Origin of the sequence: Antrihabitans stalagmiti (genome assembly GCF_016482825.1) — a bacterium.
Lineage (GTDB): Bacteria > Actinomycetota > Actinomycetes > Mycobacteriales > Mycobacteriaceae > Antrihabitans > Antrihabitans stalagmiti.
Map to the genome: position 1 here is coordinate 148,595 of NZ_JAEMNV010000005.1, position 24,123 is coordinate 172,717.

Consider the following 24,123-nt stretch of genomic DNA (forward strand, 5'->3'; position numbering starts at 1 on the left):
AGCCGTGGTTATGATCCGAAGCATGACATCGTTGTCTGAGGTAACCACATGCGAAGGCGTTGTTCGGGGCACCCGCGAGGGCAAATTCCTCAGGTGGCGCTCTATCCCCTATGCCGCGCCGCCCACAGGCGACCTCAGGTTCCGCGCACCGGCTCCGGTGACCCCGTGGACGGGAGTCCGTGACGCCACCGAGTTCGGGTTCGCGGCGATACAGAATCGCAAGGGTTCGCAAATCGGTGCTCGTGTGTACCAACCTCAGAGCGAAGATTGCCTGACGATCAATGTGACGGCGCCGGCCAAGCCCAGCGATCAGCCGCGTGCGGTCATGGTGTTCATTCACGGCGGCGGCTACCTGTTCGGGACCTCGGCAGTCGAGCTCTACTCGGGGAAGAGTTTGGTTTCGCGTGGCGACGTCATCGTCGTCTCCTTCAATTACCGCCTCGGTCTGCTCGGCTACGTCGACTTCAGTCAGTTCTCCACACCCGAGCGTCCCTTCGATTCCAATCTCGGTCTGCGCGACCAGGTTGCCGCACTCGAGTGGGTGCAGCGCAACATCGCGGCCTTCGGTGGCGATCCCGGCAACGTCACCATCTTCGGCGAATCGGCAGGTGCTGCAGCGGTGACGACGCTGTTCGCCACACCCGCAGCACACGGCCTCTTTCATCGCGGCATCGCCGAAAGCTCACCGGCGGACTGGGCAACGACGAAGGAGACCGCAGACGATTTCGCGCTGCGCTGTGTCGAGGCGATGGGCGCGACGGCGGACACAGCTGCGACCGTGTTGGGCACAGCCGACCCCGGTGACATGCGCCGTGCTGCAGGCAAAATCGTGTATCGCCTGATGCAGGACCAGCCCGGCCGGTTCGCCATGATTCCGGTGGTCGACGGTGAATTCCTGCCCAAACATCCACTCGAGGCGTACGCCGACGGCAGCGCGAATCGTGTTCCGTTGATCATCGGAACCAACCGCGACGAGGGCACGTTGTTCCCGAAGTTCGCCGATCACCTTCCGACCAACCCACAGCGCATCACGCGGATGCTGGGCCGCGCGAATATTCCGTCACCACAAGCGATTACCGCTGCGTACCCGGGCTATCCCGCCAAGAACGCGGCGGTGAAACTCGGTGGCGACTACATCTTCTGGCGACCGACGATCGAGGTCTGCGGTGCCCACAGCGCGCACGCGCCGACCTACAACTACCGCTACGACTTCGCGCCGCGTGTCCTCACCCGAATGGGGCTCGGCGCGACGCACGCCTCGGAGTTGTTCGCGGTCTTCGGCTTCGGTGATACCAGGGCAGGCCTCGCACTCACCGCGCTCGGCGGTCGAAAAGGGCTGCGTGAGGTAACCCAAGAGCTGCAAGGACATTGGCTGAGCTTCGCCAAGACGGGTGCGCCGCGCGAGTCGTGGCCCGCGTACGACACGGAAACCCGCAAGACGCTGGTCTTCGACGCGACAACCCGCGTGGTCTCGGACCTCAACAAGCAACGTCGTCTGGCATGGTCCGGTTTCCGCACGGCGCCGGGTGCTGGTGTCGACATCACCGAACAGGTTGCGGGTTGACCGACCCCGCCATCGAAGTCACGACCGATGCGGGTGCCGTACGCGGCACCCGCATCGGCGACCTCCTCGCGTGGCGCGGAATCCCTTACGCCGCAGCACCTGTCGGCACGCTCCGATTTCGAGCGCCACAGCCGGTGGACCCGTGGACCGATGTCAGGTCGGCCGAAACCTTCGGACCGGTGGCACCGCAGTCGAGAATCCGTGCCGGTGCCAGCGAGGATTGCCTGACCCTGAACGTTGTTGCACCTGCGGCACCGAGCGCCGCACCTCGGCCGGTACTGGTGTTCATCCACGGCGGCGCTTATGTCACAGGCGGATCGTCCGAACCGATCTATCAAGGCAACCATCTCGTCGAGCGAGGCGACATCGTCTACGTCTCGCTCAACTACCGCCTCGGCGCCCTCGGCTACCTCGACTTCAGCGGGTTCTCCACTGCGCAAAGGCCGTTCGACTCCAACCTTGGATTGCGAGATCAGGTCGCCGCGCTGGAATGGGTGCAGCGCAACATCGCCGCGTTCGGTGGCGATCCGTCGAACGTGACGCTGTTCGGGCAGTCGTCGGGTGCCAACGCGGTGACGACACTGATGTGCACACCCGCAGCGGAAGGTACCTTCGCCCGTGCGATTGCCGAAAGTCCGCCCGCTGCTTCGGTATACGGCAAGCGGCGAGCTCGTGCCTGGGCAGCTGAGTTTCTCGAGATCCTCGGCGCTCGGGCAGGCGATGCTGTCCACGCACTGACCAATGCCTCGCCGAGCGACCTCGTCGCCGCCACTGCGACACTCACCGCGAGATGCACCGACGAACAGCCAGGTACTCGCGCGACGGCACCCGTCGTCGACGGCGAGTTTCTTCCCGCTCATCCACTCGACGTTTTCGCGGCAGGAAAGGCACATCGAGTACCCCTGATCGTCGGTACCAATTCCCATGAGGGTCGGTACTTTCCGCTTTTCCTCGACATCATCCCCACGACGCGCGCACGGATCGACAAGATGTTCGACCAGACGCCCGACGACGTCAAGGAACGAGCAATTGCTGCCTACCCCGGTTACCCCGGACGACGTGCCGCCACCGACCTCGGCGGCGATGTCGTCTTCTGGGAACCGTCGATTCTTGTGGCCCAAGGACATTCGGCCGCAGCACCGACCTACAGCTATCGGTACGACTTCGAACCCCGACTGTTGCGGACCGTTGGACTCCGAGCTACCCACGGGACCGAGCTGTTCGCGGTGTTCGGTGTCGGCTCCGAAGGTCTTGCCCGGCAGTCCACGCTGCTCGGTGGTCGACGGGGTCTCCGTGCGGTAACCGATGTCGTGCAATCACATTGGCTGCACTTCGTCACTCACGGTGAACCGGAGGCAACGTGGCCGCGCTACACCACCGACACCCGTGAGACCTTGATCATCGACGAGGACACCCGCGTCGAAGCCGACCCACTCGGCGACCGTCGTCGGGCGTGGATCGGCTACGAGCACCGTCGATAGGTGTCGGATCCAGAAAATTACCGCCCCTTCGTGACCTCGTCGGGTAGCGGCGTGCTCATCACGACTTCTGTTCCGTCCCATACGTAATCGATGGCGACCGGTCCGCCTTGCGGGCAGCAGAACGGCTCGTCGCCTGCCAACCATTTGTACTCGACCGTTGCCGAGTCCGACGTGCTGGTCGCGACGTGAGTGAACGCGTACGGTTCCGATGTCGCGGTGCCGAGGTAGCTGCCCTCGTGGAAGAACAGCACATGGATCGGCGCGCCGGCGGAGTTTCCGCCCGCTGCCGACAACCAGAGCAGCTCAGGACAGGACCCGACGGCCGAATCGCTGGAATGTTCTGCCACCCATGGGCCTCCGGACAGCGTCGCGAGGGCGGCGACAACGCCGGGCGCCTGCGGATCGAGGCAGAGTCCGCTGCCGCTGATGTCGTCGGTCTTCGGTGCAACGGTTGTCGCCTCGCTCGTTGCCGTCGCCGCGCCGGTCTGTGGTTCTTCGGCGGCGGTCGTCCCGGCGGTCGCCGACGTGCTCACTGTCGCGGTGGTGCCTGGTACAGCAGTCGGTTCCTGATCGGTGCTCTGGCATCCCGTCGCGCATGCCAGAACTATTGCTGCTGGCACGCACACCCGTGCCATCGTCGAAATCCTCATCGCTGATCCTCCCCTGCGGCACCCGTGTCGGCGCTCTAGGAGAAATAGACCGACAGCGTGTGCCCGTTAACGAGCGAAGGGTCTCATTTCAGCAACCGCGACATCCGCCGATCCGCAAGCACCTTCCCGCCCGTCTGGCACGTCGCGCAGTATTGGAACGAGCGCTCGGCGAACGACACCTCGCGAACGATGTCTCCGCAGACCGGACACGGTAGACCGGTGCGCGCGTGCACACGCATCCCGGATCGCTTCTCCCCCTTGAGCCGAGCCGCGTCCTGACCGACCGAGCGTTCGACGGCGTCGGTCAAGACCGCACGCATCGTCTCGTAGATCACCGAAATCTTCGCCTCGGCCATCGTTCCCGTCGTCGCGAACGGCGAAATCTTTGCGGTGTGGAGTATTTCGTCGGAATACGCGTTGCCGACGCCGGCAATCACGGTTTGGTCGGTGAGCGCCGACTTGATCCGTTGCGACGTGCCTTTCAGCCGTTGCGCGAACTCGTCTTCGGTGACCTCGAGCGCGTCCGGTCCGAGTCTCGCGATGCCGGGAACGTCGTGCGGATCGCGGACCAGCCATACCGCGAGGCGCTTCTTCGTGCCCGCCTCGGTCAGGTCGATGGCCGGCGTCGCCCCTTCGGGCGTGAACAGGTGTACACGCAGCGCAAGCGGGCTTCGTCCACCGGGCTTCGGCGGTGCGGGACTCGGGTTGTCGACCCAGCGGAGCCACCCTGCGCGCGAGAGGTGCGTTATCAACCAGACACCGTCGCAGCTGATACCGAGATGTTTGCCCCAACGTCCGGCGTCGGTGATGTCCTTGCCCTGTAACGCCGTGATGGGCGGATCGAACGTCTTCAGCACGGACAGCGCCGCGACGTCGATGCGGCCGACGACCGATCCGACTGCGTTCGCCTGCAGGAACTGCGTCAGGGCCTGGACCTCTGGTAGCTCGGGCATTCCTCCAGCGTAAGCCGAGTGTCCGTCACATTTGCTGTCTCAGGAGGTAGGTATCCATGATCCAGCCCTTCCGGTCGCGCAATGTCGCACGAGTGCGGACGATGTCGTCTTCTACCTCACGCAGGTTTCCGTCGATCAACACCTCGTCCGCCATGCCGAGATACGCGCCCCACCAGATGTGGATGTCGTCACCGGCTACCGCTGTGAAACTGCAATCGGCGTCGAGCATCACGACGGCGTTGCCGGTCGGCTCGTCCCGAAGCTTTCGTCCCGTCGTGATGTGCACGGGTTCGCCGATCGCGTTGAGCACGATGCGATGCCGTGCCGCGAGCGCCTGCACGCTGGTGATTCCCGGGACGACGGTGTAGGCGAACGACAGGTTCCCGCGGGCAAGCACCCGCTCGACTATCCGCAGGGTGCTGTCGTAGAGGGACGGGTCTCCCCACACCAGGATGGCGCCGATCTCGTCGTCGGGGACGGCCGCGAAATGCTTCTCCAGGACTTCGGCGCGCCGATCGTGCCAATCGTCGACGACCCCCTTGTAGTCGTCCGGGGTCCGGTCACGCGGCGGGTCGGCAACCTCGACGATTCGGTACTCACCGTCGACGTGGGAGTCCAGGATCCCGGTCCGGACGTCGACGAGTTCCTGTTTCTCCGCTCCCTTGCCGATCACGAAGAACACGTCGACGAGGTTCATTGCCTTGATGGCCTGCACGGTCACCTGGTCGGGATCACCCGCACCGATACCGATCACGGAGAGCTTGCGCATGCTGGCGACCCTAGAGCACGCGATAGGCTGGCCGACGTGGCGATCGATACTCAATACGAGGACCTGCTCTCTCATGTCATGACGTCGGGAGCGGTGAAGGCCGACCGCACCGGCACGGGCACACGCAGCATCTTCGGACATCAGCTGCGTTACGACCTCGCCGCCGGTTTCCCGCTGATCACGACCAAGAAGGTCCACCTCAAGTCGATCGTGTACGAACTGCTGTGGTTCCTGCGCGGCGAATCCAACGTCAAGTGGTTGCGCGAGAACGGCGTCACGATCTGGGACGAATGGGCCGACGACGACGGCGAACTCGGGCCGGTTTACGGGGTGCAGTGGCGCTCGTGGCCGACGCCGAGTGGCGAGCACATCGACCAGATCACGCAGGTGCTCGAAACCCTTGCCAGCAATCCGGATTCGCGTCGCATCATCGTCTCGGCATGGAACGTCGCGGAGATCCCCGAGATGGCGCTTGCGCCGTGCCATGCGTTCTTCCAGTTCTACGTCGCAGACGGCAAACTGAGCTGCCAGCTGTATCAGCGCAGCGCCGACCTGTTTCTCGGCGTCCCGTTCAACATTGCGAGCTACGCGCTGCTCACCTACATGGTCGCGCAGCAGACCGGTCTCGAGCCCGGCGACTTCATCTGGACCGGCGGCGACTGCCACATCTACGACAACCACGTCGAGCAGGTGACGACCCAGCTGTCGCGCGAGCCCTTCGAGTTTCCGAAATTGGAACTGCGCAAAGCTGATTCGTTGTTCGACTACTCGTTCACCGACGTCGCAATCGTGGGCTACGAACACCACCCCGCGATAAAGGCACCCGTTGCCGTCTGAGCCGGTGCCGTCCGAGACCGAGATCGGGCTGATCTGGGCGCAGACGACAGCGGGTGTGATCGGCCGCGAGGGCGGTATTCCGTGGCGAATCCCTGAGGACACTGCCCATTTCGTGACTGCCACGATGGGGTCCACCGTCGTGATGGGGCGTAAGACCTGGGATTCGTTACCTCCGCGGTTTCGGCCACTGGCGGGTCGCCGCAACATTGTGGTGACGCGGCAACCGGATTGGACCGCAGACGGCGCCATCAGGGCCTCGTCGCTGCAGGACGCGATGCTGACGAGCGTGGGCGACCAGGTCTGGATCGTGGGCGGTGGCGAATTGTATTCCGCCGCAATGCCACTGGCGGATCGACTCCTCGTAACCGAAATCGATGCCGACATCGACGGCGACGCGTTCGCGCCCGTGATCGACGATCGCTGGGCGGCTGCCGACACACCGTGGCTGACGTCCGAGCCGTCCGGCCTGCGCTACCGCTTCCTCGAGTACTTACCTGTGAGGTAATTGTCGCGATTACGCCCTCGGGCGAAGCTTCCTGTGTCGAACCAATACACAGCAATCGCGACCAGGAGGCACCCCAATGATCGCCCAACTCGAAGCCAAGACGAACCAGTCGTTCCTACATCTCGCCCTGAAAGTGGACGCCGTCGTCTCCGGCGCGAACGGCGTCGCCTACCTCGTCGCGGCACCCCTGCTCGACGATCTGTTCGGTACCTCGTCAGGTTTCCTGCGGGCTGTCGGCGCGTTCTTTCTCGTCTACGCGATCGGCGTGTGGTGCCTCGGCGCGCAGCACCGCCCGAACAGCGCACTTGTTGCCGCTGTGATCGGCGGCAATGCGCTATGGGCAACGGCGAGTGTGGTTTTCGCCGTAGCGGAGGCAGCCGGACTCACCGCCGTCGGTATCGTCTGGACCTTCGCGCAGGCTGTGGTGGTCGGCGGATTCGCGGTCGCGCAGGCAGTCGGTCTGCGGAGCCGACGCTCAACCGTTGCCTGATAACAGGTCAGCATCGGCGCGAGTGCGTCATACTCCAAGGGCTCAACCTTTCCGCTCAGCCCAAGGAGAGGCAATACATGGATAAGAAGTCACTGACCGCCGTTGCCCGGCAGCAATTGAAGCTGGCCAACACGGCGTCCAGCGGCCGCAGTTCGCAAACGATTTACGGTGGTCATTCACGAAGCCTCAGACAGACCGTCGTCGGACTTCGTGCTGGTCAGAGCCTCGCAGAGCACGACAACAGCGGTGAGTCCACGCTGTTGATCCTGAGTGGGAAGCTGCAGTTGATCAGCGGTGAGAACAGCTGGAAGGGATCCACAGGAGACCTCCTTGTTGTTCCCAATGCCCGCCACAGTGTCGAAGCGATCGAGGATGTCGCGTTTTTGCTCACGGTCGCGATGTAGCAAGTCGAGTAGGTAGCACCGCGAGTAGGTAGCAGGTCGAGTAAGTCAGCCCCTTCGCCGTCACCGGCGGAGGGGCATTGCTTTGCGCTGCACACCTCGGTCCATATTGACAAATTTATTTGTCTATTGGATGCTTCAGAGGTGGACGCTTCGAAGAACATGGAACTTGTCGGGGATCCCGAGCAGCTCCGACAGGCGCTCACCCCGATCCGTCGCGATCTCCTGCTGCGGTTGCGGACCCCCGCCTCAGCCGTCGAGCTGGCACACGATCTCGACCTGCCACGGCAGAAGATCGGCTACCACCTTCGCCAACTCGAAGATGCAGGGCTGATCGAACTCGTCGAGACGCGGCGGCGGCGCGGCTTCACCGAGCGGGTACTCAAGGCGACGGCAACCGCGTATGTCATCGACCCCGATATCCTCACGCCCGCCACAACTCCCGCGCCACCGGCCGACAATGCGCGGCACGCCGCGGACCACCTCGTTGCCGTTGCCTCGAATGCGGTCCGCGACGTCGTACGGATGCAGACGAACGCCGACAAGACGGGTACGCGGCTGCTCACCTACACGCTCGAATCCGAGATCAGGTTTGCCGATCCTGACGATGTCCACCGCTTCACCGAAGCGCTTGCCGCTGCCACAGCGGCTGTGATCGAGCAGTTCGACTCCCCCACCGGCAGGCAGTTCCGCATCGTTGCTGCCGGCTATCCGACCCCTCGAACAAAGGACTGACCAATGACCGAGCCAGTGATCATCGAAACCACCATCGCAGCACCCGCGGCCACAGTCTGGCCTGCACTACGTGACCCGGATCTGATCCGCCGCTGGCACGGCTGGCACTACGACGGACTCGATGCCGAGATCGACACCATCTTCCTGACGGGCGGCACCGAATCCGAGGACTACACGCTGAGCCTCGGCGAAGACGTATTCACCCTGCGCGAGGACGACGGCGTCACGACAGTTCGAATCACACGCGCGCCCAAGGGAAACAACCCGGAATGGGACGAATGGTACGACGACATCACCGAAGGGTGGACGACGTTTCTCGAGCAACTGCGTTTCGGCATCGAGGTGCATGCCCTCGCCGTGCGTCGCACGATCATGGTCGAGGGGCGGCTCGACATCGATCCGCGTGCAGCGTTCGGACTACCGATCGACGCCGAGGTCGGCCGGACCTATCGATCGACGACTGCACCGTCCGGCACGATCGACGGAATCGTTCGGCTCGTCACGCCACACCAGATCGCGGTGACCGTCGATCGACTCGGTCCAGGGTTACTGATCCTCGGCGAGCTCCCGGTTCATCCGAAACGACCGTTCGGCGGCTGGCTGATGGTGCTTACCTCCTACGGGCTCACGGAGGCCGCACACGACGAACTTTCCCAGCGGTGGCAGTCGTGGTGGGACAGCCACCGCGTCGCAGTGGTGACGAACGCCTAGAGGTCGTCGCAGATCTCGCGCAGCTGTTCTATCAGCTTCACTCTGGCGGCGGTGTCGGTGGCGAGCGGTGCAACGTTGAGCGTCGTTGCACCGGCCTCCTTGAACGCGACGACCCGTTCCTTCACGAAGCCGGCTGGACCGATGAGTGAGATCGCGCGTACCAACTCGTCGGGAACGACGGCGGCGGCCTCCTGCTTCTTGCCTTCGAGATAGAGCTCCTGGATCCGGTCGGCCTCGGGTCCGTAGCCGTAGCGGGTCGCCAACTCGTGGTAGAAGTTCTTTCCCTTCGCGCCCATTCCGCCGATGTAGAGGGCGAGGTGCGGTTTGACCCACTGCAACATCGGTTCGGTGTCGTCGCCGATGGCCAGCGCCGGACCCGCGAAAATCTCGAGTTCGCCGAGACTCGGATCGCGTTTTGCCCGGCCCTTGGCAAGCGCTTCACCCCAGGCGAGGTGCGCCTTCTCAGGATGGAAGAAGATCGGCTGCCAGCCCTGAGCGATCTCGGCGGCGAGCTCGACGTTCTTCGGCCCCAGCGCTGCGAGCAGGATCGGAATATCCTCGCGCACAGGATGATTGATCAGCTTGAGCGCCTTGCCGAGGCCCGTCCCCTGATCCTTGGGCAGCGGGATCTGGTAGTACTTGCCGCTGTATTCGAGTTGCTCACGGCGCCAGACCTTGCGGCAGATCTCGACGACCTCGCGCGTGCGCCCGATCGGCGCGTCGTATGGGACACCGTGGAAACCCTCGATGACCTGCGGACCAGATGCCCCGAGACCGAGCACGAACCTGCCCTCGGACACGAAGTCGAGGCCTGCGGCTGTCATGGCAGTGAGCGTCGGCGTGCGCGTATAGAGCTGCAGGATGCCCGACGCCAGCTCGACCCGAGACGTTTTCGCGGCCAGGTAGCCGATGCCGCTCACAGCGTCGTAGGAGTACGCCTCCGGCACGAAGACGATGTCGATGCCGGCGCGTTCGAGATCCTCGACCTCGGCGGCTACTTCGCGGAAGCCTCCCGCATAGTTGAGTGTCAGCCCGATCCGCACGTCCGTCCTACCCTTCCGTTACGCGATGTGGCGCCGTTGCCACATCGCCAATAACCAACATAGCCCTCGCACAGGTGCGCCGTTTACGGGGTCTGTCGCACTACTACTCGACCCGAAGTCGATCTTCGCGAACGGGCTGGACGACCGCGTACTACGGTGAGGTATGGCCGAAGCCCAGCCGATTCTCACCCCGCTGACGACCGCGGCGATCTTCCTCGTCATCACCGTGAACGAGGGTGGCGAGGAGACCACACGCGATCTCCTGCAGGATGTCTCGGGCTTGCAGCGCTCCATCGGCTTCCGGGTACCCGCCTCGGGTTTGAATTGCGTCACCGCGATCGGCTCCAGAGCCTGGGACCGCCTGTTCGATGGCGGGAAACCTGCTGAGCTGCACGACTTTCGAGCACTATCCGGCCCGCGGCATTCGGCACCGGCCACGCCAGGCGATGTCCTGTTCCACATCCGCGCGAACGCACTCGACGTGTGCTTCGAACTTGCGGCGAAGCTCGTCGACCGTCTCGACGGCGCGGCGACCGTTGTGGACGACACCAACGGCTTCCGCTACTTCGAGCAACGCGACCTGCTCGGATTCGTCGACGGCACCGAAAACCCCACAGGACCGGCCGCGGGTGCGGCCGCATTGGTTCGCGACGAAGACCCGGACTTCGCGGGCGGCAGCTACGTGATCGTGCAGAAGTATCTGCATGCGATGGCCGACTGGCGGTCGCTGCCGGTCCCCGATCAGGAGCGGGTCATCGGCCGAACCAAGCTCGAAGACTTCGAGCTCGACGACGCCGAGCAACCCGCAAATTCTCATGTCTCGATGACGTCGATCGTCGATCCAGACGGCACCGAACGCCAGATCGTCCGAGCCAACATGCCTTTCGGCAGCGTCAAGGACGGCGAATACGGTACCTACTTCATCGGCTACTCTGCGACACCGACGGTAACCGAACGAATGTTGGAGCGAATGTTCCTGGGAGCCGGTGCAGCGCAGCATGATCGGATCCTCGACTTCTCGACAGCGGTCACCGGGACACTGTTCTTCGCGCCGAGCGCGGACTTCCTCGACGATCTCCCACCCGCACCGACACCAAGTGCAACAACGGCTTCGGAAAGCAAGCCGAGCAGTCCAGACAGTTCGCTGAAGATCGGCAGCCTGAGAAGGAGCACGACGTCATGAACAACCTCTACCGGGATCTTGCGCCCATCACCGAGGTCGCCTGGGCGGCGATCGAGGAGGAAGCAACGCGAACCTTCAAGCGCCACATCGCAGGTCGGCGTGTTGTCGACGTGTCGGGTCCACATGGGACCGACTTCTCGGCTGTCGGACTCGGCCGGACTGTGCCGATCGAGTCGCCGGCGGCGGGCGTGCAGGCCCATCAGCGCACCGTTGCCGCGGTCGTCGAGTTGCGCGTCCCGTTCACGCTGTCGCGCAACGAGATCGACAACGTCGAGCGCGGCGCGCAGGACGCCGACCTCGATCCGGTCAAGGAGGCCGCGAAGCAGATCGCGTTCGCCGAGGACCGCGCGATCTTCGAAGGTTATGCGGCGGCAGGGATTGCGGGCATCAGGGCAAGTTCGTCCAACGATGCCGTGCCGTTGCCCAAGGACGCGAAACTGGTGCCCGAGGCGATCACGCAGACGCTCAGCAGCCTTCGTCTTGCCGGCGTCGACGGACCCTACTCCGTCCTGCTGAGCGCGGACCTGTACGCCGAGGTCAGCGAGACGTCCGACCACGGCTATCCGATCCGCGAACACATCCAGCGCCTCATCGAGGGCGACATCATCTGGGCGCCTGCGATCGACGGCGCGTTCGTCTTGACGACCCGAGGTGGCGACTTCGATCTGCAACTCGGCCAAGACCTTTCGATCGGCTACACCTCCCACGATGCGGACAGCGTGCAGTTGTACTTCCAGGAATCGCTGACATTTCTCGTCTACACCGCAGAAGCTGCGGTCACCATGGAACCGACCGTATGAATGTGCGCGCGGGAGTAGTACCCCTCGCGCGAACGGCGTTGTATGCGGCGACCGCCGTGGTCGTCGGGATCGTTGTGCTCGTCTTCGTCGTCGCGGTGTTCGGTGCCAATCGGATCGTCACCGGCCTGATCGCCGGCTTCGTGATCGGCGCGGCGTTGTACCTGACGTTGACCACGTTGCACAGGATCACCCTCACCGACGAGGCGATCACAGTTCGCGAACTCCTGCATAAGCAGGTGCTGTCATGGGACGACGTCGTCGGCTGTCGATTCGAGGTGGAAACCCATCCGGAACCCCACCACCGTCGAGACGAAAGCTGGCTTCTTGCATTGTATTTCGGGTCCGTCGGCGCCGGCGGTGGCGGTTTGGCACTTGCGGTGCTCGAGCCGGTCACCCATCCGTACACCAATGCCCGCGAGATGCATCAGCGCGAGATGATCGAATCCATCTTCGCGATGGCAAGGCGCAAGGGCTTGGACATCAGAGTCTCGCCCTCCATCGCCGCTGCGGTGCAACAGCATTGGAAAATCACGATCTAGGGCGCTCCGCGCCTCGTGAGTCCTTTCGGAGGGCCCGACCTCCAAAAGGACTCACGAGCGGCGTAGCCGCCTACCCCAATCTTCGGAGCACGGCGAGCGGCGCGATACCGACCACCTTCGCGAAAGCGGTCCACGGCCACCACGGCACGTAGGCGTTGGCCGGCTCCTTCTCGATGGCGTCGACCATCGCCTTGTGACCCTTCTCGGCGCTTGCCATCAGCGGTGTCTTGCCTGCCTGCGCCGTCATCTCGGATTCGATGTAGCCGGGGAGCAGAGTCGTCACCGCGATCGGCTTGTTCAGGACGTCGAGCCGTATTCCTTCGGCCAAGTGCGCGGCAGCGGCCTTCGACGCGGCATAGGTCGTGACGTTGCCTCGCATGCCGCGCACAGCGCTGACGGAGGAGACGACAACCAGATGACCCGCGTTGCGTTCGCGGAAGATCTGCATTGCCGCTTCGCACTGAGCAAGCAGCGCAATGAAGTTGGTCTCCGCGGTCTGCTTGTTCGCATCGAAACGTCCGGTGCCGACGGGTTGGCCCTTGCCGAGGCCTGCGTTCGCGATGACACGATCCAGTCCCCCGATCTCCTGGTCCGCTTCGGTGAACACACTGAACACGGCATCGTGGTCGTTGACGTCCAAAGTCCGGACGAGCACCGAGATCTCGGGATGGCTGGCAGTGAGTTCCGCGGCCAATGCATCGAGCCGGTCGGTGCGGCGCGCGCACAAGACCAGGTTTCGTCCCTTGGCGGCGAAGAGACGTGCCATTCCCTCCCCGAGGCCCGAACTTGCACCCGTGATCAGGATGTTCTGGCGGACCGGCTTGCTCACGTGTGTGCTCCATTCGCAGTAGTTGTAGCGGCGGTCTTGTAGCGCGCCAGCTCGATCCGTGCGACGACGCCGAGATGAACCTCGTCAGGTCCGTCGGCAAGTCTGAGCGACCGGGCGGCCGTATATGCGCCGGCGAGTGGGAAATCGTCGGTGAGCCCGGCGCCGCCATGCAGTTGGATCGCCATGTCGACGATCTCGAGGGCCATCGCAGGCACAGCGGCCTTGATCTGGGACACCTGCGAGATCGCGCCGGCGATCCCGTGTGTGTCCAGCAACCAGGCGGCGTGCAGCACGAGCAGACGAGACTGCTCGATCGCGATGCGCGCCTTGGCAATTCGCTCGCGGTTGCCGCCTAGGTTCGCAATCGGTTTACCGAAGGCACTCCGCGACATCGCGCGTGTGCAGGCCAACTCGAGCGCCTTTTCGGCCAACCCGATCAGGCGCATGCAGTGATGAATCCGCCCCGGACCCAACCTGCCCTGCGCGATCTCGAAGCCACGTCCGACGCCTGCGATGACGTTCTCGGCGGGAACCCGAACGTCGGTGAAGCTGACGTCACCATGACCGTAGGGCTCGTCGTGAAAGCCGAAGACGGGCAGCATGCGCTCGATCTTCACACCGGGTGCGTCGACGGGAACGATGACCATGCTGTGGCGTTGATGCCGGTGGGCGTCTGGGTCGGTCAACCCCATGAAGATGATGAACTTGCAGTTCGGATGCCCGATGCCGGTCGAGAACCACTTGCGACCGTTGACGACGACCTCGTCGCCGTCGAGGACGACCGTCGACTCCATGTTGGTGGCATCCGACGATGCGACGTCGGGTTCGGTCATGCCGAACGCCGAGCGAATTTCACCCGCGAGCAGCGGCGTCAGCCACTCCCGCTGCTGCTGCTCGCTGCCGAAGTGCACGAGCACCTCGGCGTTACCGGTGTCGGGCGCGTTGCAGTTGAAGATCTCGGGTGCGATGAACGAGCGACCCATCAATTCGGCGAGCGGTGCATAGTCGGTGTTCGACAGCACGCTCGGCAGAAACAGATTCCAGAGCCCAGCCGACTTAGCCTTGGCCTTCAGCTCTTCGATGATGGGGAGCACCTGCCACGGGTTGTCGAGCGCCCGCAGTTGGCGGTGGTAGTCGACCTCGATCGGGTCGATCTCGTCGGCGATGAATGCGGAGATTCGACGGTGATAGTCCGCAGCCACCGGTGAGAGAGCGAAATCCATCCAGCGAGCCTAGCCCGGCGAGAATTTCGGTTGACCGAGACCGGGCGAACGACCGCCCGGTCTCGAGTCGCGAATCGAGTTGATCAGGCGTTTGCAGCGCCGAGGCCGAGCTTGACGCCGTGAGTGGTGAGCCAGTTGGCCGGGTTGAGCTTGACACCGCTCGGATCCCAGATTTCCAGGTGCAGGTGCGGCCCGGTCGAGTAACCGCGGTTGCCGACGGTCGCGATGGTTTCGCCCGCGGTGACCCGCTTGCCGACGAACGTCGTGATGTCGTTGACGTGGCCGTACACGGCTGTCGTGCCGTCGTCCTGCTTGACGCGGACCCAGAGGCCGAAGCCCGACGCAGGACCCGCCTCGATGACGACACCGTTGGATACCGACGCGATGGGAGTGCCGATGGCGTCGGCGAAGTCGAGACCGGAGTGCATCGCACCCCAGCGAGCGCCGTAGCCGGACGTGATCGCACCGTTGACGGGACGAACGACCGGTGCGCGCGGCGCGAACTGCGCAGCGAAATCCTGGCCGAGCTTGTTGAGCTGCTCGATGCCGTTGGTGATCTCGGGCGGCAAAGCAGGCAACTCCGGACCGGCAACGGGAGCGGCGTCAGGAGCAGCGGCCTCCGGTGCGGCGGTGAGGCTTTCCGTGAACTTGTTCAGCTGGTCGAGGCCGTTGCTGATCTCGATCGGCAGACCTGGGATGACAGGAGCAGCACCATTGGGAGCCGCCTGCGCGGTCGCCGGGTTACTCACCTGATATCCCGTCGCAATCAACGCGCCGGCAGCAACGGCAACAGTCGCGGCAACTCCGGTTCGATCATTCATTCGAGTCGGCGCGCGATGGCGGCCCTTCGATGAAGACTTGCTGGTCACGACATTGCCAGTCAGTAGCGCTGTCGAGTCGGACTTCGTGCTGTTGCGATGCTGCGACAAAGGGTTGTCCTCAGTTTTCGGCCGGCCGTAAGTAACGAATCGATATAGGTGTGCGTAGAAGGATACAACTCCGTGACCATTCCGCAACCCGGACCCCAAATCCGCGCCGCGGTCGTGAGTCTTTTCGGAGGGTCTGCCCGCCGAAAAGACTCACAAGGCGCGGAGCGCCCTCAGTCCGTAAAGGTGATCCGCACGGAGATCGGATTCGTCTGCAGCGCCCGAAACGTGTAGCCGGCAAGTGCGCTCGCGATGCGATTGTCGGCGAAGGTGCGTGCGCGAGCGTCGACGTCGTCGTCGGGTACGAACTCCGCATTTCCGCTACGCCATTCGTCGCCTTGGCGAAGTCGAACGCGGGGGTCGGCGGTGATGTTGCTGCCCCAGCCCGAGCGGCGACCGTGCTGCGAGATCACCCAGGCGCCGGTCGCGTCGACGGAAACCGACACCGGCACCCGCCGGACCTGGCCCGTCTTGCGCCCGGTTGTCTCCAACTCCGCCATGATCGTCGAGCGGACCCCGACCTTGTCGAGAGCCGCGACGAGTGGATTGGCCACGTAGCGGCCGACCCCTCGTTCGAATCGGAATTTCAGAGGTGTTGCCATGTCGTCCTCCAGGTCGGTTGGTCAGCCACGTTTGCGGGTGAATGCGCCGACGCCGTTGCGGTTGAGCATCGAGGTCGCCGTTCGCCACCACTGCCGATCGAGATCGGGTTCGAGCCCATCGGCAAGCCTGTGCAGTTGGTCGGTGTGCCACTGCAGATCGAGTGCGCCGTCGAGCGCCTTGAGATCCGACACCAGACCGAGCGGACCCCGGAGACCGAATTCGACGGCCGGCGCCACCAGTGTCTCGCTGCGCGATTCCAGAATCACGGCCGCAGCGTCAGGCGTTGTGCAGGTCGGTCGGCCGAGGCCGACGAGGTCGCAGTCGCCGCCAGCGACGGCAGCACTCATCGCGGTCCGCGAACGGAATCCGCCGGTGACGGCAAGTGGGACGTTGCCTGCAACCTCTCGCACCGTCTTGGCGTAGTCGAGGAAATACGCCTCGCGTTCGAGCGTGCTCGCCGATGCGGACTTTCCCATCATTGCCGGGGATTCATAACTGCCGCCGCTGATTTCGATCAGGTCGAGGCCCTCGTGCGACAGGGCGGCGACGACATCGCGCGACTCGTCTTCGGAGAATCCGCCACGTTGAAAGTCTGCGGAGTTCAACTTGATTCCGACGGCGAACCCGGGGCTCACACATTTGCGTATGGCACGAACGATCTCGAGCAGGAATCGCATCCGCCTGGTCGGGTCGCCACCCCATTCGTCGGTGCGCTGATTGGCGAGCGGCGAAAGAAACTGCGCCACAAGGTAACCGTGAGCACCGTGGATCTGCACACCCGAGAAGCCTGCAGTCTCGGCAACGACCGCCGTCGTCGCGAATCGCTCGATGATGTCTTCGATCTCGGCACCGGTGAGTGCTCGCGGCGTCATTGCACCTGGCACCTTCGCCGCTATTGCACTCGGACCGACCGGACGCTTCCGCGCCGCAAGCGGATTCGCTTGTCTACCTGGATGATTGATCTGCATCCACAGTGGTGCACCGCCGTCCTGCGCAGCCTTCGCCCAGCTGCTAAGCCCCTCCAGATCACGTTCGTCTTCGACGACGACATTGCCAGGTTCACCGAGTTGAGTTCGGTCGACCATCACGTTGCCGGTGACGATCAGGCCGTAGCCGCCGTCGCCCCAGCGCCGAAAGAGGGTTTCGAGACGATCCGACGGCCCATTCCCTCGTCCACCGAGCGCTTCGCTCAGAGCCGACTTCATCATGCGATTCCGAAGAATCTGACCGCACGGAAGTTCGAGCGCATCGTTGAGTGTGGCTACTGTCGCCTCTTGTGCTGCCATGACTCCCTCGTCGACACTCGTCTATGCGTGACGGCTCGTCACGCTTGCTTGCGACGGTAGTAGAACGATCGGTATACGGCAAGTGTCAGCCCCGGAAGTTCACTCGAAGAGGAGACGACGTTGACGGAGCATCAGCCCGCGGTGACGCTGCAGTGCATCGGCCACACGGCACTCATCACGCTCAACCGCCCGGATGCGATGAACGCCGTCGACGCCGCGCTGTCGATCGCGCTCGGTAACGCGGTCGCCGAACTCGCCGCAGACCCGGAGCTTCGAGTCGGCGTCGTCACCGGTGCGGGTCGGGCATTTTGCGCGGGAGCCGATCTCAAAGCACTCGCATCGGGGCAGAACATCATGGACAGCGACCACCCGGAGCGGGGCTTCGCAGGCTTCGTCAAGCATTTCATCGACAAGCCGATCATCGCCGCTGTCAACGGTTTTGCTCTAGGCGGCGGCACCGAGATCATGTTGGCCTCCGACCTCGCCGTCGTCAGTGCCGACGCAAAACTCGGTCTGCCCGAGGTGAAGCGCGGACTCGCTGCGGCGGCGGGTGGACTGTTGCGGCTGCAGCGCCAGATTCCGCTGAAGCTCGCATTGGAAGTCGCGTTGACGGGCGACCCGATCGACGCCGAGACCGCGCTGCGATGGGGACTTGTCAACCGCGTCGTCCCTGCCGATCAGGTACTCGACACCGCGCTTGCGCTCGCCGAGAAGATCGCAGCCAACGCTCCCCTATCCGTGCAGGCGTCCAAGCGAATCATCTACCGAAGCGCGGAGTTCGGCTCGGAATGGAAAGACGACATCTGGTCCATGAGCATGCAGGAACTTGGCCCGGTGCTGATGAGCAAGGACGCAAGGGAAGGTCCGCGGGCCTTTGCCGAGAAGCGCGAACCCAAGTGGCGGGGCATCTAAATCGAACGCGACGAACGGGCCGACAGTGCGCACTTTCGGCGAAAATATGACCACTGGTGACCCGTTCGATCCGATCGAATGTGCAGACGGCCGACCGTTCCAGATACACTCGCGCCCGTGTGAAGCACACGCGCCTTCGTAGCTCAGGGGATAGAGCAACCCTCTCCTAAAGGGTAGGTCGCAGGTTCGAATCCTGCCGAGGGCACCACGCCCCCGCACCAGGCGAGTGCGAATTCGTAGTACGGCCTGCTCAGCGCAACTACGCTCAGTGGTCGTGCGGACAACCGAGGATGGCAGCAACTTCCGCCTGCTGCAGGGTGCGCCCCCGGCTCTGGCGTCGCGCACGGTTATGGCCCGCACCGCGGCTGCATTTTTTGCATCGACCGGCGTCGCTGGCATTGTTCTTTTTGCTGTGATTCCGGCAGAGGCGGTCGTCAGCAAAAGCATTCTGTTCATCGGTGCCATCGTTTCGATCGCGACCGCGTGTTCGGTCCTTGCCTTGGGGCGATATCTCAACGCGACCGCCCACGCCGGTCTGATCGTCTTCGCGACCATCGTTCTGACGTACATGCTCACTCTGTCTCAGAGTCCCGCTCTCACTGTGGCGATGGCGTGTCTGTACCCGTGCATGGCATGCCATTCAGCATTTGTGTTCTCGTGGCGCAGAGCCTTTCTCATAACGGCGTTCACCGTGCCGCTGTGTGTGTTCGGCGTCAGCAGTAACTCCGAGTTGGCTTGGTGGGCAGCACTTCTGCCGGTGACGACAGCTCTGATCGTCGGCACCGCCGTCGCTGTTCTGAGTCGTGTCGCATCCGAAGCCGATACTGACGTGCTTACGGGGCTGCTCAACCGGCGTGGTTTCGACCGCGCGCTGGCGGCCGCGCTCGCGGTGCCGGTCGGCTCGCGCTCCGGCCTCGCGATGGTCCTGTTCGACCTCGACGACTTCAAGTCGACGAACGACAGGCTCGGTCACAGGGCAGGCGACACGATGCTCGAAAACGTCGCCGCACGGTGGATCGACCAACTCAGCCCCGACGCGATACTCGCCCGCTACGGCGGAGACGAATTCGGGCTGCTCCTTCCGAATACCACCGAGGCGCAGGCCATCGAGATTGCCGACCGGATGAGGGCGTCCATTACGACCAACTGCTCGGCTGGAGTCACGTCGTGGCGGCACGGGGACACCGCGTCCCTGTTCGTCGGTCGTGCCGACATCGGGTTGTACCGCGCGAAGGCGACAGGGCGGAATCAGACGACGCTGGAATCCGCGCAACGTCCCGCGGTCGTCAGCGAACTTCGGGATGCTCTCGACTCGGGAACCGTCGACGTTCACTACCAACCGATCGTCGATGTTGCCGACGCCGGTCGCATCGTCGGATACGAGGCGCTTGTCAGATGGACGTCGATCGAACAACCGGATCTGACGCCGTCGGGCCTCATCACGATCGCCGAAAGCAGTGACCTGATAGACGAATTGGGCCGAGCCGTGCTCTACCGAGCTTGCACCGACGCACATTCCATGCAGCGCACACTCGGCACTCCGCTGACCGTGAACGTCAACGTGTCGTGCCTCGAACTTGTTCGTCAGACGTACGCGACGAGAGCGCTGGCCACTGTCGCTGCCGCAGGCTGGCCGTTCGATCAACTTGTTCTCGAGATCACCGAAAGCGAGTTGGCCGCCGACTCGGAACAGGCCATCGCACAACTCGCGCAATTGCGACGAGCTGGCGTCCGGATCGCGATCGACGACTTCGGCAGTGGCTACTCGTCGTTGAACCGGCTGGCGTCGTTGCCGTGGGACATCTTGAAGATCGACCGCCCCATCATCGGCGACGCAGCATCGGCGCGGCCGATGTTGACTGCGATCACCGCACTGAGCGCGGCTTTCGGACTCGACGTGATCGTCGAGGGTATCGAGACGCAGGACCAGGCGGTTCTCGCAAAGGAACTCGGCATCGGCAGCGCTCAGGGTTTCCTGTACGGCCGAGCGATGTCGCTGGCCGAGATCACGTCGGCGATACCTGCAGTCAATGCTGCGCCCGACTAGCTCCCAGGCTTCCGCAACCACATGGTTGACAACGGGATACCGACCAGCTTAACCTCATATTCAACCAAACGGTTGAGGAGCGCTCGAATGACGGACCAGCTGTCGAAAGTCTTTGCAGCGTTGGCAGATCCGACTCGACGCGACATCGTCGCGCGACTCACTGTCGGCGATGCGACGGTCGGCCAGCTCGCCGAGCCGTACGACGTCAGCATGCAGGCCGTATCGAAACATCTGAAAGTGCTCGAAGACGCAGGCCTGGTGAGTAGAAGCCGCGACGCTCAACGCAGACCGTGCCATCTCGAAGCGGAGGTGTTCGACCTGATGACGAAATGGATCGAGCGTTACCGGCGGGAGGCGGAAGACCGCTTCCGTCGACTCGACGACGTGCTCGCACGAATGGAACAGCCCACCGAGATCGACACCGAGAAAGGCGCATGATGTCAACGACTGATACGAAGCACGAAACCGAGATCACTGCAGGCACAACGCTGCCGACGATCGTGGTCGTCCGCGAATTCGATGCGCCCGTCGACCGGGTACACCGCGCCTGGACCGATCCAGTCCTTTTTGCGCAATGGCTCGGACCGAAGTCGCTCGAAACACGAATCGAGCAGTGGGACTGCAGAACCGGTGGCAGCTGGCGATACTCGTCGATCCGTGACGGCGAGGCGATCGCAAGCTTCTTCGGCTCGTTCCACGAGATCCGGTCCGACCGCATCGTGCAGACGTTCACCTACGTCGGATTCCCGGATGGTGTTGCGCTGGAGACGATTCGGTTCGACGCGCTGGCCGACGACCGGACTCGCATCACGTCGACCATGCTCGTCGACAGCTTCGAAGGTCGTGACGGCCTCTTGTCGAGCGGCATGGATGTCGGAGTCACAGAGGGTTACGTCAAACTCGACGCATTGCTGGGGCGCACAGCATGAATCCGGCCGAGGAGCACCGCGCGATCGCTGCGACGTTCACCGACCGTGTCGAGGGCGTCACGAACTGGGACGCGCCCGCGCCGCCGGAAGGCTGGCGTGCACGCGACGTGGTTCGCCATCTCGTGGAATGGTTTCCCGCTTTCCTACGGGGCGGTGCGGGCATCGAATTGGCAAGCGGCCCTTCGGTCGACGACGACCCTGTCGAGGCATGGCGGGTGCATTCCGCTGCGGTGCAGGGCGTGCTCGACGACCCGGCTACAGCAGCAAAGTCGTTGCGGAATCCCAATACCGGCGACCTCCCGGTCCCACAGGCGATCAGCATGTTCTACACGGCGGACGTCTTCATGCACACCTGGGATCTCGCGCGAGCGACCGGACAGGACGAGACACTGGACCCGCAGCGCTGCGCAACTATGCTCGCCGGAATGGAACCGATGGACGAAATGCTGCGCACGAGCGGACATTACGGCCCGCGGGTGCAGGTTCCCGACGACGCCGACGCTCAGGTCAAGTTGCTCGCGTTCATCGGTCGCGACCCCCTTGGCACCGAACGTTAATCCGACTTCGGCAACAACCGCTCGACAACTTTCGCGTACAAGGTCGGGTCCGGCGCTGCTAGCCCCAGCATCGAGGCGAGAAACACCCCGTCTCCGACGAGCCGAATGATTTCAGCTTGCACAGGGTCCCCGATTTCCGCCCGTAGGGCGTCGTCGTAGGCGGCCATCGCTTCGATCACAGCCTTCTTTACGGTGCCTTCTGTCCCGTCGACGCTGCGTAGCACCGCAATGAGTGAACCGTAGAGCGCCGTCTCCGCCGGGTCGTCTGCGGAGCGTAGGTACCACTCCGCCATCGACGTTCCCGCTTCGGCGAACTGCTGGTCGGAGCGCTCGCTCTGTCGGCGAACCATCCCAGCGAGCAATGCTTCCTTGCTGCGAAAGTGATAAAGCAGCCCGCCTTTGGATACACCGGCCTTTGCTGCGACCGCTTCGAGCGTGACCTGAGTGAGTCCGCCCTCGATCAGCAGCGCCTCTAGTGCGTCGAGGATTCGGTCGGGCGTGCTGGGTGCCATGTAAATCACTTTACCGGCTGGACGGTTCAGTGCTAGCCTATGACTACTGTACCGGCTGGACGGTATAGCTCAATTTGTACTCGAACAGGAGAATTTCCGTGACGATCACCAAGGCCGTCGAATCCGGTACGCCGGTTCGCGCGACGCGCCGCGAATGGATCGCCCTTATAGCGCTGTCGCTCGCTGTCCTACTGATTTCCGTCGACGCGACGGTCCTCGACCTCGCGTTGCCCGCGATCAGCGCCGACCTCACCCCGAGCAGCACGCAGTTGCTCTGGATCATCGACGTCTACTCGTTCGTCCTCGCAGGCCTGCTCATCACGATGGGCACCCTGGGCGACCGGATCGGGCGACGCAAGCTGCTTTTGATCGGTGCCGCTGGGTTCGGTGTCGCATCGGCGATTGCCGCGTGGTCGGTCGATCCCGAAATGCTGATCGCGGCCCGCGTGCTGCAGGGCATCTCCGGCGCGACCTTGATGCCGGCCACACTCGGCCTCATTCGCTCGATGTTCCGCGACGCTCGCCAGCGCACCGCCGCCATCGGCGTGTGGAGCGCGATGGCAGGCGGCGGTGCCGCAGGCGGACCGCTGATCGGTGGTTGGCTGCTCGAGCACTACTGGTGGGGCGCGGTCTTCCTCATCAACGTCCCAGTCATGCTCGCGTTGATCGCCGTCGGTCCGTACCTGATTCCAGAATTCAAGGACCCGAACCCCGGCCGCTTCGACCTGATCAGCGCAGTGCAGTCGATGGTCGCGATCGTGCCGATCGTGTACGCGGTCAAGGAAACCGCGGTCCACGGCCCGACTGCCGAGACTGCGATCATCGGCCTCGTCGGCGCGTTGGTCGGCTGGCTGTTCATCCGCAGGCAGCGGATCCTGAAGGACCCGCTGCTCGATCTCGAACTGTTCGCCAACAGGCACTTCTCGACCGCGGTTCTGACGAACCTCATGTCGGTGTTCGCGCTTGCCGGCGTGCTGTTCTTCGGTTCGCAATACCTGCAGTTGGTGCTCGGCAAGTCACCGCTCGAAGCCGGTTTGCTGATGTTGCCGGGCACCTCGGCGAGCATCGTGACGTCGCTCCTTGCGGCCTGGCTCGTGCGTCGCTGGCAGCCACGGCTCGTGTTGTCCGCGGGTCTTGCGGTCTCGGCCATCGGTGCGGCTGCGATGGTGTTTTTGCAGGCAGACGCCGGAGTCGTGCTGTTTATGCTCGCGTTCGTTCTGGTCGGCTTCGGTGTCGGCATCGGACTGACTTTGACGTCCGACATCGTGGTCAGCTCGGTCCCAGCCGACCGTGCAGGCGCGGCGTCGGCCGTCTCCGAGTCGGCTTACGAGCTTGGCATCGCGCTCGGTGTAGCCATCCTCGGGTCGGTTGTGATGAGCATCTTCCGTGGTGACGTGGACGTGTCCGACCTCGCGGACGCCGACAAGGCGGTTGCGCAGGACACGCTCGGCAGCGCTGTCGACGTTGCGCACACGCTGCCTGCGGAGACCGGGCAAGCACTGCTCGAATCCGCGCAGGCCGGGTTCGTGAGCGGCATGCACGTGGCAGCGATCCTCGTTGCCGTGCTGCTCATCGCCAACGGTGCTCTTGTCATGCGGATGCTGCGACCGCATCGCAGTTAGAGCTGGTCACTGACGG

27 protein-coding genes and 1 tRNA gene are annotated in these 24,123 nt (G+C 63.7%); 18 read left to right on the forward strand and 10 right to left on the reverse strand.

Features of this window, described 5'->3' with window-relative positions:
- The first annotated feature begins 22 nt into the window (after positions 1–22).
- Positions 23–1,564: a carboxylesterase/lipase family protein gene (locus JGU71_RS16965; RefSeq protein ID WP_199705463.1), complete on the forward strand. Its 1,542-nt coding sequence runs from the start codon at positions 23–25 to the stop codon at positions 1,562–1,564.
- Positions 1,561–3,045 carry a carboxylesterase/lipase family protein gene (locus JGU71_RS16970; protein ID WP_233529525.1) on the forward strand — a complete coding sequence of 495 codons (1,485 nt, stop codon included), beginning with the start codon at positions 1,561–1,563 and terminating at the stop codon, positions 3,043–3,045. Before JGU71_RS16965 ends, JGU71_RS16970 begins: the two co-directional genes overlap by 4 nt.
- 17 nt (positions 3,046–3,062) lie before the next feature.
- Here the strand turns inward: JGU71_RS16970 and JGU71_RS16975 are convergent, their stop codons facing one another.
- The 3 genes from JGU71_RS16975 to cobF form a co-directional block, all read right to left on the reverse strand.
- Positions 3,063–3,695, reverse strand: a complete 633-nt coding sequence (locus tag JGU71_RS16975; protein ID WP_199705465.1) for an LppP/LprE family lipoprotein — start codon at positions 3,693–3,695, stop codon at positions 3,063–3,065.
- Between the two features lie 83 nt (positions 3,696–3,778).
- Positions 3,779–4,648: an Fpg/Nei family DNA glycosylase gene (locus JGU71_RS16980; protein ID WP_199705466.1), complete on the reverse strand. Its 870-nt coding sequence runs from the start codon at positions 4,646–4,648 to the stop codon at positions 3,779–3,781.
- Between the two features lie 25 nt (positions 4,649–4,673).
- Positions 4,674–5,417 (reverse strand): precorrin-6A synthase (deacetylating), encoded by a 744-nt coding sequence (gene cobF / locus JGU71_RS16985; RefSeq protein ID WP_199705467.1) that lies wholly within the window; start codon positions 5,415–5,417, stop codon positions 4,674–4,676.
- Between the two features lie 42 nt (positions 5,418–5,459).
- On the opposite strand from cobF, the gene JGU71_RS16990 reads away from it, so the two are divergent.
- The 6 genes from JGU71_RS16990 (at position 5,460) to JGU71_RS17015 (ending at position 9,096) form a co-directional block, all read left to right on the forward strand.
- Entirely contained in the window at positions 5,460–6,254 is a 795-nt protein-coding gene (locus tag JGU71_RS16990; RefSeq protein ID WP_372433201.1) for a thymidylate synthase, read from the forward strand.
- 4 nt (positions 6,255–6,258) lie between these two features.
- The gene (locus JGU71_RS16995; RefSeq protein ID WP_199705469.1) at positions 6,259–6,759 is read left to right on the forward strand and encodes a dihydrofolate reductase; all 501 of its coding nucleotides are present in this window, start codon (positions 6,259–6,261) and stop codon (positions 6,757–6,759) included.
- A 76-nt stretch (positions 6,760–6,835) separates the two neighbouring features.
- Positions 6,836–7,249, forward strand: a complete 414-nt coding sequence (locus JGU71_RS17000; RefSeq protein ID WP_199705470.1) for a hypothetical protein — start codon at positions 6,836–6,838, stop codon at positions 7,247–7,249.
- Between the two features lie 77 nt (positions 7,250–7,326).
- Positions 7,327–7,653: a cupin domain-containing protein gene (locus tag JGU71_RS17005; protein WP_199705471.1), complete on the forward strand. Its 327-nt coding sequence runs from the start codon at positions 7,327–7,329 to the stop codon at positions 7,651–7,653.
- Positions 7,654–7,794: 141 nt separating this feature from the next.
- Positions 7,795–8,385: an ArsR/SmtB family transcription factor gene (locus JGU71_RS17010; protein ID WP_199705472.1), complete on the forward strand. Its 591-nt coding sequence runs from the start codon at positions 7,795–7,797 to the stop codon at positions 8,383–8,385.
- 3 nt (positions 8,386–8,388) lie between these two features.
- Positions 8,389–9,096 carry an SRPBCC family protein gene (locus JGU71_RS17015; protein ID WP_199705473.1) on the forward strand — a complete coding sequence of 236 codons (708 nt, stop codon included), beginning with the start codon at positions 8,389–8,391 and terminating at the stop codon, positions 9,094–9,096.
- Here the strand turns inward: JGU71_RS17015 and JGU71_RS17020 are convergent.
- Positions 9,093–10,139, reverse strand: coding sequence for an LLM class F420-dependent oxidoreductase (locus JGU71_RS17020; protein ID WP_199705474.1), 1,047 nt, complete (start codon positions 10,137–10,139; stop codon positions 9,093–9,095). The genes JGU71_RS17015 and JGU71_RS17020 overlap by 4 nt on opposite strands.
- A 163-nt stretch (positions 10,140–10,302) precedes the next feature.
- On the opposite strand from JGU71_RS17020, the gene JGU71_RS17025 reads away from it, so the two are divergent.
- Genes JGU71_RS17025 through JGU71_RS17035 form a run of 3 tightly spaced genes read left to right on the forward strand, consistent with a single transcriptional unit; the run spans position 10,303 to position 12,661 of the window.
- Positions 10,303–11,322 (forward strand): Dyp-type peroxidase, encoded by a 1,020-nt coding sequence (locus JGU71_RS17025; protein WP_199705475.1) that lies wholly within the window; start codon positions 10,303–10,305, stop codon positions 11,320–11,322.
- A complete protein-coding gene (locus JGU71_RS17030) occupies positions 11,319–12,122 on the forward strand; it encodes a family 1 encapsulin nanocompartment shell protein (protein WP_199705476.1) in 804 nt (267 codons plus the stop codon). The genes JGU71_RS17025 and JGU71_RS17030 overlap by 4 nt, the downstream gene beginning before the upstream one ends.
- 2 nt (positions 12,123–12,124) lie before the next feature.
- Positions 12,125–12,661, forward strand: a complete 537-nt coding sequence (locus JGU71_RS17035; protein WP_199705477.1) for a hypothetical protein — start codon at positions 12,125–12,127, stop codon at positions 12,659–12,661.
- Between the two features lie 70 nt (positions 12,662–12,731).
- Here JGU71_RS17035 and JGU71_RS17040 read toward each other — a convergent pair whose 3' ends face one another.
- From JGU71_RS17040 to JGU71_RS17060, 5 genes are all read right to left on the reverse strand, one after another.
- The gene (locus JGU71_RS17040) at positions 12,732–13,490 is read right to left on the reverse strand and encodes an SDR family oxidoreductase (protein ID WP_199705478.1); all 759 of its coding nucleotides are present in this window, start codon (positions 13,488–13,490) and stop codon (positions 12,732–12,734) included.
- Positions 13,487–14,713: an acyl-CoA dehydrogenase family protein gene (locus JGU71_RS17045; RefSeq protein ID WP_199705479.1), complete on the reverse strand. Its 1,227-nt coding sequence runs from the start codon at positions 14,711–14,713 to the stop codon at positions 13,487–13,489. The genes JGU71_RS17040 and JGU71_RS17045 overlap by 4 nt, the downstream gene beginning before the upstream one ends.
- Before the next feature lie 83 nt (positions 14,714–14,796).
- On the reverse strand, positions 14,797–15,534 hold the full coding sequence (locus JGU71_RS17050) for a M23 family metallopeptidase (protein ID WP_199705480.1): 738 nt from the start codon (positions 15,532–15,534) through the stop codon (positions 14,797–14,799).
- Positions 15,535–15,812: 278 nt separating this feature from the next.
- Positions 15,813–16,241, reverse strand: a complete 429-nt coding sequence (locus JGU71_RS17055; protein WP_199705481.1) for a nitroreductase family deazaflavin-dependent oxidoreductase — start codon at positions 16,239–16,241, stop codon at positions 15,813–15,815.
- Between the two features lie 21 nt (positions 16,242–16,262).
- Complete coding sequence (locus JGU71_RS17060) at positions 16,263–17,528, reverse strand: NADH:flavin oxidoreductase/NADH oxidase family protein (protein WP_199705482.1); 1,266 nt, start codon at positions 17,526–17,528, stop codon at positions 16,263–16,265.
- A 120-nt stretch (positions 17,529–17,648) separates the two neighbouring features.
- Between JGU71_RS17060 and JGU71_RS17065 the strand changes: the two genes are divergently transcribed.
- From JGU71_RS17065 to JGU71_RS17090, 6 genes are all read left to right on the forward strand, one after another.
- Positions 17,649–18,440: a crotonase/enoyl-CoA hydratase family protein gene (locus JGU71_RS17065; protein ID WP_199705483.1), complete on the forward strand. Its 792-nt coding sequence runs from the start codon at positions 17,649–17,651 to the stop codon at positions 18,438–18,440.
- Between the two features lie 132 nt (positions 18,441–18,572).
- A tRNA-Arg gene (locus tag JGU71_RS17070) sits at positions 18,573–18,648 on the forward strand.
- A 66-nt stretch (positions 18,649–18,714) separates the two neighbouring features.
- Positions 18,715–20,487 (forward strand): putative bifunctional diguanylate cyclase/phosphodiesterase, encoded by a 1,773-nt coding sequence (locus JGU71_RS17075; RefSeq protein ID WP_199705484.1) that lies wholly within the window; start codon positions 18,715–18,717, stop codon positions 20,485–20,487.
- 87 nt (positions 20,488–20,574) lie between these two features.
- Entirely contained in the window at positions 20,575–20,925 is a 351-nt protein-coding gene (locus JGU71_RS17080; RefSeq protein ID WP_199705485.1) for an ArsR/SmtB family transcription factor, read from the forward strand.
- Positions 20,925–21,416, forward strand: coding sequence for an SRPBCC family protein (locus JGU71_RS17085; RefSeq protein WP_199705486.1), 492 nt, complete (start codon positions 20,925–20,927; stop codon positions 21,414–21,416). The genes JGU71_RS17080 and JGU71_RS17085 overlap by 1 nt, the downstream gene beginning before the upstream one ends.
- Entirely contained in the window at positions 21,413–21,973 is a 561-nt protein-coding gene (locus JGU71_RS17090) for a TIGR03086 family metal-binding protein (RefSeq protein WP_199705487.1), read from the forward strand. Before JGU71_RS17085 ends, JGU71_RS17090 begins: the two co-directional genes overlap by 4 nt.
- Here JGU71_RS17090 and JGU71_RS17095 read toward each other — a convergent pair.
- Positions 21,970–22,485: a TetR/AcrR family transcriptional regulator gene (locus tag JGU71_RS17095; protein ID WP_199705488.1), complete on the reverse strand. Its 516-nt coding sequence runs from the start codon at positions 22,483–22,485 to the stop codon at positions 21,970–21,972. The genes JGU71_RS17090 and JGU71_RS17095 overlap by 4 nt on opposite strands.
- 92 nt (positions 22,486–22,577) lie before the next feature.
- Here JGU71_RS17095 and JGU71_RS17100 point away from each other — a divergent pair, with 92 nt between their 5' ends.
- The gene (locus tag JGU71_RS17100) at positions 22,578–24,107 is read left to right on the forward strand and encodes an MFS transporter (RefSeq protein WP_199705732.1); all 1,530 of its coding nucleotides are present in this window, start codon (positions 22,578–22,580) and stop codon (positions 24,105–24,107) included.
- The last annotated feature ends 16 nt before the right edge of the window (positions 24,108–24,123 follow it).

What these genes read in the sequence shown, in the direction of transcription:
- JGU71_RS17090 (WP_199705487.1), top strand. Translation starts at nt 21,413, where the DNA reads ATGAATCCGGCCGAGGAGCACCGCGCGATCGCTGCGACGTTCACCGAC.
- JGU71_RS17005 (WP_199705471.1), top strand. Translation starts at nt 7,327, where the DNA reads ATGGATAAGAAGTCACTGACCGCCGTTGCCCGGCAGCAATTGAAGCTG.
- JGU71_RS17045 (WP_199705479.1), bottom strand. Translation starts at nt 14,713, where the DNA reads ATGGATTTCGCTCTCTCACCGGTGGCTGCGGACTATCACCGTCGAATC.
- JGU71_RS17000 (WP_199705470.1), top strand. Translation starts at nt 6,836, where the DNA reads ATGATCGCCCAACTCGAAGCCAAGACGAACCAGTCGTTCCTACATCTC.
- JGU71_RS16975 (WP_199705465.1), bottom strand. Translation starts at nt 3,695, where the DNA reads ATGAGGATTTCGACGATGGCACGGGTGTGCGTGCCAGCAGCAATAGTT.
- JGU71_RS17085 (WP_199705486.1), top strand. Translation starts at nt 20,925, where the DNA reads ATGTCAACGACTGATACGAAGCACGAAACCGAGATCACTGCAGGCACA.
- JGU71_RS17055 (WP_199705481.1), bottom strand. Translation starts at nt 16,241, where the DNA reads ATGGCAACACCTCTGAAATTCCGATTCGAACGAGGGGTCGGCCGCTAC.
- JGU71_RS17080 (WP_199705485.1), top strand. Translation starts at nt 20,575, where the DNA reads ATGACGGACCAGCTGTCGAAAGTCTTTGCAGCGTTGGCAGATCCGACT.
- JGU71_RS17050 (WP_199705480.1), bottom strand. Translation starts at nt 15,534, where the DNA reads ATGAATGATCGAACCGGAGTTGCCGCGACTGTTGCCGTTGCTGCCGGC.
- JGU71_RS17095 (WP_199705488.1), bottom strand. Translation starts at nt 22,485, where the DNA reads ATGGCACCCAGCACGCCCGACCGAATCCTCGACGCACTAGAGGCGCTG.
- JGU71_RS17060 (WP_199705482.1), bottom strand. Translation starts at nt 17,528, where the DNA reads ATGGCAGCACAAGAGGCGACAGTAGCCACACTCAACGATGCGCTCGAA.
- JGU71_RS16980 (WP_199705466.1), bottom strand. Translation starts at nt 4,648, where the DNA reads ATGCCCGAGCTACCAGAGGTCCAGGCCCTGACGCAGTTCCTGCAGGCG.
- cobF (WP_199705467.1), bottom strand. Translation starts at nt 5,417, where the DNA reads ATGCGCAAGCTCTCCGTGATCGGTATCGGTGCGGGTGATCCCGACCAG.
- JGU71_RS17025 (WP_199705475.1), top strand. Translation starts at nt 10,303, where the DNA reads ATGGCCGAAGCCCAGCCGATTCTCACCCCGCTGACGACCGCGGCGATC.
- JGU71_RS17030 (WP_199705476.1), top strand. Translation starts at nt 11,319, where the DNA reads ATGAACAACCTCTACCGGGATCTTGCGCCCATCACCGAGGTCGCCTGG.
- JGU71_RS17015 (WP_199705473.1), top strand. Translation starts at nt 8,389, where the DNA reads ATGACCGAGCCAGTGATCATCGAAACCACCATCGCAGCACCCGCGGCC.
- JGU71_RS16965 (WP_199705463.1), top strand. Translation starts at nt 23, where the DNA reads ATGACATCGTTGTCTGAGGTAACCACATGCGAAGGCGTTGTTCGGGGC.